The organism is Sphaerotilus sp., assembly GCF_013299175.1.
Classification (GTDB): Bacteria; Pseudomonadota; Gammaproteobacteria; order Burkholderiales; family Burkholderiaceae_C; genus Sphaerotilus.
Genome location: NZ_JAAFKF010000136.1, coordinates 1 through 8,543, shown reverse-complemented (window position 1 = coordinate 8,543; position 8,543 = coordinate 1). Strand labels below are relative to the sequence as shown.

The following is an 8,543-nucleotide window of genomic DNA, read 5'->3' as shown; positions in this document are numbered from 1 at the left end:
AAGATCGATGACCCGGCCCGGCGAGAACGGGCCGCGGTCGTTGATCCGCACGACCACCTCGCGGCCATTGGCCGGGTTGCGCACCCGCGCGTAGCTCGGGATGGGCATGGTGGGGTGGGCCGCGGTCATGGCGTACATGTCATAGCGTTCGCCACTGGCGGTCGGCAGGCCGTGGAACTTGCTGCCATACCAGGAGGCCAGACCCGATTCCCGGACTTCGGCGTCGGTCGTGAGAGGGGTGTAGCTGCGCCCGAGCACGGCGTAGGGCTTGTTCGGACCCCCCGGGCGCAGTGGCTCGATGCGGGGTTGCGCATCGGGCACCTGCAGCAGCTCGGCATGGGAGGGCGTGCCGCTGCCCCCGTTGCGGTTGCGTGGGGCGGTGGTGCCAGCACAGCCAGCCAGCCCCAGCACCACGGCTGCAGCCGCCACCATGGCGGTGGTCGTGGTGCGCCTGCGCCAATCGGACAAAAGACTCTGAGAACGCATGAAGTTACATCCCCCGTTCAAGGGGTCAATGGGTCTTGAATAGGTCTTGAATGAAAAAAATGAACGGATGCGGAGTAACCTTTCGGTACCAGTGACCCTTGAATGAGGGTGCAGCCTGGGACACACCACACTTCATACCATTGGGGAAAACATGCAAGTTTCAAAGATTTCTTTCGCCGTTGCGCTGGCGATGACCTTCTGCGGCGCCGCCCAGGCGGCGGTGGCGGGTCTCGACGATGTGTCGTTCGAGTCCTATGCGGCGGGCGCACCGATCGGTACGGCTGGCGCATGGTCGTCGGAAGGCACGATGACCACCGTGCGCGGCCCGGCCGGAGCCTACGCGGGGCAGCGTTTCGCTTTCCTGTCCAGCGGCGACCACCTGGTCCAGAGCTTCACGGTGGACACCGTCGGTACCTACTCCGTGAGCTTCTGGGCCAGTGGCGAAGGCCGCTCGCTCCTGTTCTCGTCGAGCGATGTCGCTGCCGGCGTGTTCACCTCGCCAGTGGCTGTTTCCAGCGCCAACCCTGTCAACTACGGTGCTGGCTGGCACCAGGTGCAGTACACGTTCAATACGGGTGCCTTCAGCAGCACCAGCTCCTACCACCTCTACATGACCGGCTTCGGTTCGGGTCTGGCGGTGGACAGCGTGTCGGTCTCGGCCGTGCCGGAACCCGAGTCCCTCGCCATGATGCTGGCTGGCTTGGGTGCCCTGGGTCTGATGGCCCGCCGCCGCGTGGTCTGACCCGCCGTGTCCTGAGTCCGCATCGAAAGCAAAAAAGCACCGATTCCGGGTGCTTTTTTGTTTGATGGTCTTGATTACCCTCGAACAAGGGATTGATTCTTGAATTTGATTGTCAGTCAACGGTCGGTTTGAGTTTTTCCGGAATGTGGTTCGTGGAAAACGACAGTGATGAGGGGCCTGTTCTGAAAAAATCACCCGTGTTCGGGGGGTTTGTGTCATTTGGCCATACCGCATCTGAATGGCAGGCGCTAATCTGAGAACGTGCAAATGCTGAACGCAAAAAGACATGGCCCTTGCCTGAGGGGCGAATTCAGCAGAGCCGCTTCTTTCATCTATACCGGGAGTATTTCATGCGCAAGACTTTCACTGCCATCGCCGCTGGCTTGTTGCTCGCCGCCACGGGCGCCAACGCCAACCTGATCACCAACGGCACGTTCGACAGCCCCAACCTGGCGACCGGCACGTTTGAACCCGTGCCCTCGCTGTCCTTCTCGGATTTGAACTGGGGCTTCTACAGCGGCAGCTCGGGTCTGACCAAGCTGGTGGACAACGGTGGCAACCAGTTCGCCCAGATCGCATCGGGTGACTTCATGTACACCTCGTTCACCGCGGCCACATCGGGCCAGTACAACATCAGCTTCGACTTCCAGGGCAGCGGTTTGTGGGGCCTGACGGGCAGCAGCTGGTCGCCGACGCTGGTGGCCCCGAGCTACCTGGCCAACGCTGGGTGGGCGTCCGCCTCGGGTGGCCCGGTCTCGCTCGTGGGGGGCGACTCCTACAAGATCTACTTCGGTGGCATGGTCACGCCGCCGCAGTTCTCCTCGACGCTGAGCTTGGACAACGTCTCGGTGTCGGCCGTGACGCCGGTGCCGGAACCTGAAGGCTACGCCATGATGCTGGCCGGTCTGGGCGCGTTGGGTCTGATGAGCCGCCGCCGTCTGCGCAAGGACATCTGAGCCGCCCACAGGGAGCAGCATTCAACCGCCGCTCTGCTGTCACTGCATCACTGCGTCACTGCACAACGCCCTTCGGGGCGTTTTTTGTTGCCCAACCCGCAATTGCAGGTATGCATGCAAGGGGGCTGTGAATATCTCACGGGGTTTTTTCAGGAGTGCCTTTATATCCCTCATGTATCCCCCCCCGATTGGGTGAGAATATAAATTGAGGGAAATAAGAGCTGGAATGGTGGGTTAATCTTCCGCTGCGGTTCGGGTCGTTGGCCTAAACTGGTTTCAAGTGATCGGATATCGGTCCCGGTGAATAGATCACACATTTCATCCTTCGTTACGGAGTTCCCATGCGCAAATCTCTTCTCTCTACGGCTGCGGCCCTGTTGCTGGCTTTCGGTGCTGCCGGCGCGCAGGCACAGGTGGTCATCCAGAATGCTGGCTTCGAGTTGTCGGCGGTTGCCACCGACACGTCCGATACCTTCGCCAATATCGGCTGGAACAATGTCCAGTGGGGCTGGCTGGGGGGCGCGTCGAAAATCGTCGATGTGAGCGGCAGCCAGATGGCCCAGGTCGTTGGCGGTGATGTGATTTCGACGGGTTTCGCGGCGGCGTCGGCTGGCAACTACGCGCTGAGCTTCGACACGAGCGGTGACGGTTACATGATGCTGTTCAACGACAGCACCCAGGCCGTGGTCGCGCAAGCCTTCTTGCAGAACGCGGGGACGGCCCAGTACACCTCGACCACGTTCGCGCTCAACAACACCGACACCTACCGCCTGTACTTCGGCACCACGCCGCTGCCGCCGACCTTCAACGCAACGCTGAACATCGACAACGTGGCGGTCGCCCAGATGGCGGCGCCGGTGCCCGAGCCGGAGAGCTACGCGATGATGCTCGGCGGTCTGGGTGCCCTCGGCCTGATGAGCCGCCGCCGCCTGAAGTCGCGCGCCTGACGCAACGGCACCACAAGGTGCCTTCCCCTTCTCCTTCCGTTCCCTTTTTCCGGCATGGATGAACAGCGCCTCATGGGAGGCGCTTTTTCATGCGCTGATCCGTTTCAGTGCAAGTTCCACCACCACCGGCGCATGGTCGCTGGGCCGCTCGTTCTTGCGCGGTGCCTTGTCGATGCGGCAGGCGGTGGTGCGCTCGGCCAGCGCGGCACTCACGAGGATGTGGTCGATGCGCAGCCCCTGGTTCTTGCGGAACGCCAGGTTGCGGTAGTCCCACCAGCTCCAGCTCTTGGGCGCTTGCTCGAACAGCCGGAAGGCGTCCTGCAGACCGAGTGCCTGCAATGCCTGGAAGTGGCTGCGCTCCTGCGGCGTGCAGTGGATTTGACCGGCCCAGGCCACCGGGTCGTGTACGTCGCGGTCTTCCGGCGCGATGTTGTAGTCGCCCAGCAGGGCCAGCGCCGCATGGGCCTGCAATTCGCTGCCCAGCCACTGCTCCAGCGCCGTCAGCCAGGCCATCTTGTAGACGAACTTGTCGCTGTCTGGCGCTTGCCCGTTCGGGAAATAGGCGCCGACCACGCGCACGCCCTCGACCGTCGCTGCGATCACGCGCGCCTGCGGATCGTCGAAACCGGGGATGTTGCGCACCACGTCGGTGACTGCCAGCCCCTGGCGTGACAGCAGCGCCACGCCGTTGTAGGTTTTCTGCCCGAACCAGACGCTCTGGTAGCCGGCGGCAGCGAGCGCGTCGGCCGGAAACTTGTCGTCGGTGAGCTTGGTCTCCTGCAGCACCAGCACATCCGGCTGCTCCAGCGCAAGCCAGTCGAGCACCTGCGGCAGCCGCACGGCGAGGGAGTTCACGTTCCAGGTGGCGAGTTTCATGCCGAGATGATGCCGCAGGTGGGGGCGGTGGTGGGCGATACTCGCGCGCTGTCGTGATCACCGAAGGAGACTGGGCATGTCCATCTTGATACTGGGTTTGGTGCTGTTTCTGGGGGTGCATTCGATCCGCATCGTTGCCGAGGACTGGCGCGCCGCGCAGCTCCGCCAATGGGGTTCGATGCGCTGGCGGGCGGGCTACACCGCGGTGTCGGTGGTGGGCCTGGGGCTGGTGATCGCCGGTTATGGGGCGGCACGGGCCACGCCAGTCGATCTGTGGATGCCGCCGACCGCCACGCGCCATGTCGCGGCGCTGCTGATGCTGCTGTCCTTCGTGCTGCTGACCGCCGCCTACGTGCCCGGCTCGCGCCTGAAGGCCAAGGTGCGGCACCCGATGCTGCTGGGTGTGAAGGTCTGGGCGCTGGCGCACTTGCTGGCCAACGGGCGGCTGGCGGATGTCGTGCTGTTCGGCAGTTTCCTGCTGTGGGCGGTGCTGGCGTTCCGGGCGGCGCGTCAGCGGGACCGGGCCGCGGGCGATCCCGCGTTGCCGCTGCACTCCGGTCGCGACGTGGTCACCGTGTTCGTCGGCATCTTCGCGTGGATCATCTTCGCGCTGTGGCTGCACGGGCCGCTGATCGGCGTGCGGCCCTTCGGCTGAGGCTCAGCGGCGCCGGTAGGTCACGAAGGCAAAGCCCGGATGCACTGTCCGGGCGATTGCCTCGAAGGCGTCGCATGGCCAGTCCGGGAAGCGCACATCGCCGTCGAGGTCCGCGTCGATCTCGGTCAGCTCCAGCACCTCGGCGTGGGGCAGGGCCAGCGCGTACAGCTCGCCGCCCCCCATCACGAAGACCCGCGGCGCCTCGGTGTCCGCCACCGCCGCCAGTGCCGCGGCGAAGCTGAACACGACCTCCGCCCCTTGTGCTGCCGTGCTGCCGGCCCACTCCCGCTGGCGCGTGATGACCACGTTGCGCCGGCCCGGCAGTGGCCGGAACTTCGCTGGCAGCGAATCCCAGGTCTTGCGGCCCATGACGACCGGGCAGCCCATGGTCGTGGTGCGGAAGTGTTTCGCGTCCACCGGGTCGTGCCAGACGAGTCCGTTGTCGCGACCGATGACACCGTTGCGGGCGACCGCGGCGATCAGGCAGAGCTGCGGCATCTCCAGCCCCTCAGACGGCCACCGGCGCCTTGATGGCAGGGTGGTGCTGGTAGCCGTGGATGGCGAAGTCCTCGAACTGGTAGTCGAAGATGGAGTCGGGGCGGCGCAGGAGTTCCAGCATCGGGAAGGGGTAGGGCGGGCGGGCCAGTTGTGTCTCGACCTGCTCGGTGTGGTTGCTGTAGAGGTGGCAGTCGCCGCCGGTCCAGACGAAATCACCCACCTCCAGATCACATTGCTGCGCGAGCATGTGCGTCAGCAGCGCGTAGCTGGCGATGTTGAACGGCACGCCCAGGAAGATGTCCGCGCTGCGCTGGTAGAGCTGGCAGCTCAGGCGGCCGTCCGCCACATGGAACTGGAACAGCGCGTGGCAGGGCATCAGCGCCATGCGGTTCAGCTCCGCCACGTTCCAGGCACTGACGAGGATGCGGCGCGAGTCCGGATTCGTCTTGAGCTGCTGCACGACCTCGGCGATCTGGTCGATGTGGCCACCGTCGGGCGTGGGCCAGGAGCGCCATTGCACGCCGTAGACCGGACCGAGGTCGCCGTCGTCGCGCGCCCATGCGTCCCAGATCGTCACGCCGCGGTCCTGCAGCCACTGCACGTTCGATTCGCCGCGCAGGAACCACAGCAGCTCCAGGACGATCGAGCGCAGGTGGACCTTCTTGGTGGTGACGAGCGGGAAGCCCTCGCGCAGGTCGAAGCGCATCTGGTGGCCGAAGACGCTGCGGGTGCCGGTACCGGTGCGGTCGCTCTTGAGGACGCCGTGCTGGTGGACATGGCGCATGAGGTCTTCGTACTGCGTGCGGATCGGCCGCTCGGTGTGCAGGGAGAGGGTGGCGTCCATGGTCGGCTGGGAGCAAAGTGGCCGATTATCCGCCACGCTGCTCGCCACGCGGTGCATCAAACCTTGTAGCTCAGCTTGCGGATCCAGTCCTGCAGCAAGGTGCGGACGGCATCGCTCAGGTCGATCCAGGTGGCCCCGACGCGGAAGTCGTGGCTCTGCATCACGACATAGGCCGAGTTGATGCGCACCGGCACGGCCATGAGCCGTGTCATGTCTTTCAGGTCCGGCACGCCGAGCACCAGTTGCATCACCGTGTTGCTCGGCAGCGGAAAGTCCGACAGCAGACCCACGCCTTTCTCGGAAATGTCGCGCACCCGCACCTCGTGGACCTGCCCGTCCGGCAAGGTCAGCCGTGCGCGCCAGGTGACGCTGAAGCGCGGCTCCTTGCGGCTGTCGATCGAGTTGCGCTCCGGGGTGGTGGCCATCATGTCGCCTGATTGGTCAGGTTGAATTGCATGGCGGCAAGCTTGGCATACAAACCGCCCCGTTGAACCAGTTCGGAATGGGTGCCTTCCTCGGTAATCCTGCCGTGGTCGAGCACGACGATGCGGTCGGCCTGCTGGACCGTCGCCAGCCGGTGTGCAATCACCAAGGTGGTGCGGTTTTTCATCGCGGCTTCGAGGGCCGCCTGCACCAGGCGTTCGCTCTCGGCGTCCAGCGCGCTGGTGGCCTCGTCGAGCAGCAGCAGCGGCGGGTTCTTGAGCATGGCGCGCGCGATGCTGATGCGCTGGCGCTGACCCCCCGACAGCCGCACGCCGCGTTCGCCGAGGAAGGTCTGGTAGCCCTCCGGCAAGGCGGTCAGGAAGTCATGCGCGTGGGCGGCCTTGGCGGCGGCGATGACCTCGGCGTCGCTGGCGTCGGGCTGGCCATAGCGGATGTTGTCCATGGCGTTGGCGGAGAAGATCGTGCTGTCCTGCGGCACGATGCCCACGCGCCCGCGCAGATCGCCCAGCGCCAGCCGCGTCACGTCCACCCCGTCCAGCGTGATGCTGCCGGACTGCGCGTCATAGAAGCGCAGCAGCAGTTGCAGCACCGTGCTCTTGCCCGCCCCGCTCGGCCCGACCAGCGCCACCGTCTCACCGGGTCGCAACGTCAGGTTGAAGTCCGCCAGCGACGCCTGGGTCGGCCGCGACGGGTAGTGGAAATTCACCGCCGAGAAGCGCACCGCCGATCCACCCTGTGCCACCGGCAAGGCCAGCGGTGCGGCTGGCTCCTCGACGGGCGAGCGGGTCGCCAGCAACTCCATCAGCCGCTCGGTCGCACCGGCCGCACGCAGCAGGTCGCCGTAGACCTCCGACAGCACCGCCACGCTGCTCACCAGGATGATCACGTAGACGACGGTCTGCCCCAGATGCCCCGCGCTGATGCGGCCGGCCACCACCGCTTCGGTCCCTTGGTACAGGCCCCACAGCAGCGCGCCGAAGGTGGCAGTGATGATGAAGGCGACGAGGTAGGCGCGCACGCGGGTGCGCTTGCGGGCGGTTTCGAAGGCGTCCTCGGTGGCCGCGTCGAAGCGGGCGGCTTCGCGGGTTTCCTGGGTGTAGCTCTGCACGACCGGGATGGCGTTGAGCACCTCCGCCGCGATGGCGCTGGTGTCGGCCACGCGGTCCTGGCTGGCGCGGCTGAGCTTGCGCACGCGGCGGCCGAAGTACAGCGACGGCAGCACGACCAGCACCAGGATGCCCAGTACCTGCGCCATCACGTAGGGATTGGTGACGATGAGCATCACCATCGCGCCCAGCCCCATCACCGTGTTGCGCAGCCCCATCGACAGGCTGGAGCCGACGACGCTCTGCACCAGCGTCGTGTCGGTGGTCAGCCGGGACAGCACCTCGCCGGTCTGCGTCGTCTCGAAGAATTCTGGGCTTTGGCGCACGACGTGGGCGTAGACGGCGTTGCGCAGGTCGGCGGTGACGCGCTCGCCGAGCCAGCTCACCATGTAGAAGCGCGCTGCCGAGAACCCGCCCAATGCGGCGCCGCACGCGAACAGCGCCAGGAAATGCTCCCGCAGCGCCATCACCCGGTCGCCCGGATCGGCGGCGACGAGGCCCTGGTCGATCAGCGAGCGCAGCGCCATCGGCAGCACCAGCGTGCTCACCGCCGCCAGCACGAGGAACAGACCGGCCAGCCCGATCTGGAGGCGGTAGGGCCGGAGAAAGGGTTTCAGGCCGGACAGGGAGCGCGGGGTGGCGGCGCGGGGGCGGTCGGTGGTGGCGGCAGGCATGGGGGCCGAGTGTAGGCGCGCCCGCCAGAACCTGCCGTGACCGCGGTCAGGTCACGCGGGGTGGCGCGAGACCGTCATCACCGGCGGATGCACCAGCGTCTGGTAGATGACGCAATACCGCTCGGTCAGCTTGAGCAGCGTGGCGATCTGCTCGTCGCTGGCGTCGGTGTCGAACGCGAAGTCGAGGCGGAGGTTCTGCAGCCCGACGGGGGCGTCCTTGGTGATGCCCAGCGTGCCGCGGGCGTCCAGATCGGCCTCGGCGCGCACCGTGGCGTCGCGCAGCGTGATCGACATCGACGTGGCGACCGCGTTCAT

11 protein-coding genes are annotated in these 8,543 nt (G+C 65.9%); 4 read left to right on the top strand and 7 right to left on the bottom strand.

Translation table 11 applies throughout. The features are described from left to right. A partial coding sequence (locus QZW52_RS17425; protein ID WP_294001020.1) for a septal ring lytic transglycosylase RlpA family protein occupies positions 1–432 on the bottom strand: 432 nt, incomplete at its 3' end. Positions 433–637: 205 nt separating this feature from the next. Between QZW52_RS17425 and QZW52_RS17420 the strand changes: the two genes are divergently transcribed. The 3 genes from QZW52_RS17420 to QZW52_RS17410 all read left to right on the top strand — a co-directional run bounded on the left by QZW52_RS17420 (position 638) and on the right by QZW52_RS17410 (position 3,131). Beyond that, positions 638–1,228, top strand: coding sequence for a PEP-CTERM sorting domain-containing protein (locus QZW52_RS17420; protein ID WP_294001019.1), 591 nt, complete (start codon positions 638–640; stop codon positions 1,226–1,228). Between the two features lie 350 nt (positions 1,229–1,578). Then, complete coding sequence (locus tag QZW52_RS17415; protein ID WP_294001018.1) at positions 1,579–2,184, top strand: PEP-CTERM sorting domain-containing protein; 606 nt, start codon at positions 1,579–1,581, stop codon at positions 2,182–2,184. 341 nt (positions 2,185–2,525) lie between these two features. After that, positions 2,526–3,131, top strand: a complete 606-nt coding sequence (locus QZW52_RS17410) for a PEP-CTERM sorting domain-containing protein (RefSeq protein WP_294001016.1) — start codon at positions 2,526–2,528, stop codon at positions 3,129–3,131. 87 nt (positions 3,132–3,218) lie between these two features. Here QZW52_RS17410 and xth read toward each other — a convergent pair whose 3' ends face one another. Next, a complete protein-coding gene (gene xth / locus QZW52_RS17405) occupies positions 3,219–4,007 on the bottom strand; it encodes an exodeoxyribonuclease III (RefSeq protein ID WP_294001015.1) in 789 nt (262 codons plus the stop codon). A 76-nt stretch (positions 4,008–4,083) separates the two neighbouring features. Between xth and QZW52_RS17400 the strand changes: the two genes are divergently transcribed. Then, positions 4,084–4,662: an NnrU family protein gene (locus QZW52_RS17400; RefSeq protein ID WP_294001014.1), complete on the top strand. Its 579-nt coding sequence runs from the start codon at positions 4,084–4,086 to the stop codon at positions 4,660–4,662. 3 nt (positions 4,663–4,665) lie between these two features. Here QZW52_RS17400 and QZW52_RS17395 read toward each other — a convergent pair whose 3' ends face one another. From QZW52_RS17395 to QZW52_RS17375, 5 genes are all read right to left on the bottom strand, one after another. Continuing rightward, a complete protein-coding gene (locus tag QZW52_RS17395; protein ID WP_294001012.1) occupies positions 4,666–5,160 on the bottom strand; it encodes a dihydrofolate reductase in 495 nt (164 codons plus the stop codon). A gap of 10 nt (positions 5,161–5,170) precedes the next feature. Next, on the bottom strand, positions 5,171–6,004 hold the full coding sequence (locus QZW52_RS17390) for a thymidylate synthase (RefSeq protein ID WP_294001010.1): 834 nt from the start codon (positions 6,002–6,004) through the stop codon (positions 5,171–5,173). Between the two features lie 56 nt (positions 6,005–6,060). After that, positions 6,061–6,432: a PilZ domain-containing protein gene (locus QZW52_RS17385; protein WP_294001008.1), complete on the bottom strand. Its 372-nt coding sequence runs from the start codon at positions 6,430–6,432 to the stop codon at positions 6,061–6,063. Continuing rightward, positions 6,429–8,228, bottom strand: a complete 1,800-nt coding sequence (locus QZW52_RS17380) for an ABC transporter transmembrane domain-containing protein (protein ID WP_294001007.1) — start codon at positions 8,226–8,228, stop codon at positions 6,429–6,431. The genes QZW52_RS17385 and QZW52_RS17380 overlap by 4 nt, the downstream gene beginning before the upstream one ends. A 51-nt stretch (positions 8,229–8,279) precedes the next feature. Beyond that, positions 8,280–8,543 (bottom strand): OsmC family protein (locus QZW52_RS17375; protein ID WP_294001006.1); only part of this gene is annotated, 264 nt, incomplete at its 5' end.

Excerpts from the sequence above, each read along its gene's own strand:
- QZW52_RS17420 (WP_294001019.1), top strand. The coding sequence starts at position 638 with ATGCAAGTTTCAAAGATTTCTTTCGCCGTTGCGCTGGCGATGACCTTC.
- QZW52_RS17415 (WP_294001018.1), top strand. The coding sequence starts at position 1,579 with ATGCGCAAGACTTTCACTGCCATCGCCGCTGGCTTGTTGCTCGCCGCC.
- QZW52_RS17410 (WP_294001016.1), top strand. The coding sequence starts at position 2,526 with ATGCGCAAATCTCTTCTCTCTACGGCTGCGGCCCTGTTGCTGGCTTTC.
- xth (WP_294001015.1), bottom strand. The coding sequence starts at position 4,007 with ATGAAACTCGCCACCTGGAACGTGAACTCCCTCGCCGTGCGGCTGCCG.
- QZW52_RS17400 (WP_294001014.1), top strand. The coding sequence starts at position 4,084 with ATGTCCATCTTGATACTGGGTTTGGTGCTGTTTCTGGGGGTGCATTCG.
- QZW52_RS17395 (WP_294001012.1), bottom strand. The coding sequence starts at position 5,160 with ATGCCGCAGCTCTGCCTGATCGCCGCGGTCGCCCGCAACGGTGTCATC.
- QZW52_RS17390 (WP_294001010.1), bottom strand. The coding sequence starts at position 6,004 with ATGGACGCCACCCTCTCCCTGCACACCGAGCGGCCGATCCGCACGCAG.
- QZW52_RS17385 (WP_294001008.1), bottom strand. The coding sequence starts at position 6,432 with ATGATGGCCACCACCCCGGAGCGCAACTCGATCGACAGCCGCAAGGAG.
- QZW52_RS17380 (WP_294001007.1), bottom strand. The coding sequence starts at position 8,228 with ATGCCTGCCGCCACCACCGACCGCCCCCGCGCCGCCACCCCGCGCTCC.